This window comes from Rhizobium sp. SVR5-2C (genome assembly GCF_056755115.1).
Genome location: NZ_JBNDHT010000285.1, coordinates 1 through 1,544 on the forward strand (window position 1 = coordinate 1; position 1,544 = coordinate 1,544).

Below are 1,544 nucleotides of genomic sequence, written 5' to 3' on the forward strand. Positions count from 1 at the left end.
GAGCTATTACTACATGACGCTCGGCAACGCGGAAGCGCTCTCGCTTGCAGACAGCATCGGCACCCTGGAGCCGGGTACGGAGGCCGACCTCGTCGTGCTCAATGCTGCGGCAACGCCTGCCATGGCGCTTAAGATGGAGGTCGTGAAGACGCTGCCGGAGGAGCTCTTCCTGCTGCAGACAATGGGCGACGACCGTGCAATCGTGGAGACTTACGTGGCTGGCGCTGCGGCGAAGACGGCGCTTCCCGCCGCATAAAGCCTTCCAGGGATACGCTTCCGGTGGAACCGGTGCTTCGCTCACGAGTTGCGGCTGCAACCCGCTGAAACGGAGTATCCTGTCATGGAGTTGTTTTTCCAGGTCCTGGCCGGGCTTCTGGCCGCCGTCGCCATGAGTTTCGCGTTGGCGCATGCGGCCGAACTGCCTGGCAAAATGCGGCTCGGCCAGGAGCAGTATTTCATCGTGCAGTCGATCTATTACCCGGGTTTCACGATCGGCGGCATTTTCGAAGCCGTAAGCATCCTCGCGACCCTCGTCCTCCTGCTCATGACCCCGGTGGAAACGGCGGCATTCTGGCTCGTCGCCGGTGCGCTTGCCGCCCTTGCCGTCATGCAGCTTGTCTTCTGGCTGGTGACGCAGCCCGTGAACAAGCTCTGGCTCAAGGACACGAAACTCTCCGGATCCGCCCGGCGCTTCTTCGAAACCGGCGCCTCGGAAATCGACCCGGCGACGGATTGGACGGTCTTGCGCGACCGTTGGGAGCGGTCGCATGTTCTTCGCGCGGTAGCTTCGATGCTGGCGCTGATCCTGATCTTGATCGCAATCGCGCTTTGAGCAGACCGGGCGCGGGGGGCACAACTTTGGATATCCCCGGCTTCCTGTACGCGCATCAATTGCTGTCTGCCGAAACCTTCTTCACAGACAGGACCGGCCGCTGCGGCCACCGCTTCCACAGTGACCGCCGGTTACTTGAGACATCATGCGTTGCCGGCCGGCGTTAGGTCGAGCGCCTCGATGACCCGCGTGTATGGAATTGCCGCATCTCGATTGACATCCTCGACCGTGGATGCGTCGGGCGCTTCGAAGAGACACATCGATCGCTCTTCTCCGGGAATATACATCGTCCGGATATATCGAACATCCTGACCAGTCTCAGAGAACTTCTTTGAAGACGCTATTGCGCGCTTCTGGGCGGCCGCGAGCTGGTCCATGGTGATACCTTTGAGATCCCGCTCGACTGCATATACTGGCATGACCGAACTCCCTTGATCGATTGACTGCTAAACTCCCATTCTACGCCGTACCGATTATAAGACATAACGAATTTACGCTTTGATCCTCGGGTGCGTTCATCAGCCGATTTTGGACTGAGGGGCGCTCCGAGAGCGGCCTGCAGGGCATGAAATTTCTCATAACAGTTCCTTGGAAATCATGTTATGGGCGGTGGCATTCTCCTGATGTGAAAGTCCTATGCATGGCCACTCCGCTCACGATCGCCGACCTCAAGAAAATGGCACAACGCCGCGTACCGAAGATGTTCTTCGAC

General features: G+C 58.9%; 3 protein-coding genes. 2 read left to right on the forward strand and 1 reads right to left on the reverse strand.

Features of this window, described 5'->3' with window-relative positions:
- Both ACPYOI_RS35640 and ACPYOI_RS35645 read left to right on the forward strand, forming a co-directional pair.
- Nucleotides 1–256: amidohydrolase family protein (locus tag ACPYOI_RS35640; protein ID WP_481424122.1), on the forward strand; the 256-nt coding region annotated here is incomplete at its 5' end.
- 84 nt (nucleotides 257–340) lie between these two features.
- Entirely contained in the window at nucleotides 341–832 is a 492-nt protein-coding gene (locus tag ACPYOI_RS35645) for an anthrone oxygenase family protein (RefSeq protein ID WP_481416679.1), read from the forward strand.
- Between the two features lie 143 nt (nucleotides 833–975).
- Here ACPYOI_RS35645 and ACPYOI_RS35650 read toward each other — a convergent pair whose 3' ends face one another.
- Entirely contained in the window at nucleotides 976–1,251 is a 276-nt protein-coding gene (locus ACPYOI_RS35650) for a DUF4242 domain-containing protein (RefSeq protein WP_481416678.1), read from the reverse strand.
- Nucleotides 1,252–1,544 lie beyond the last annotated feature (293 nt).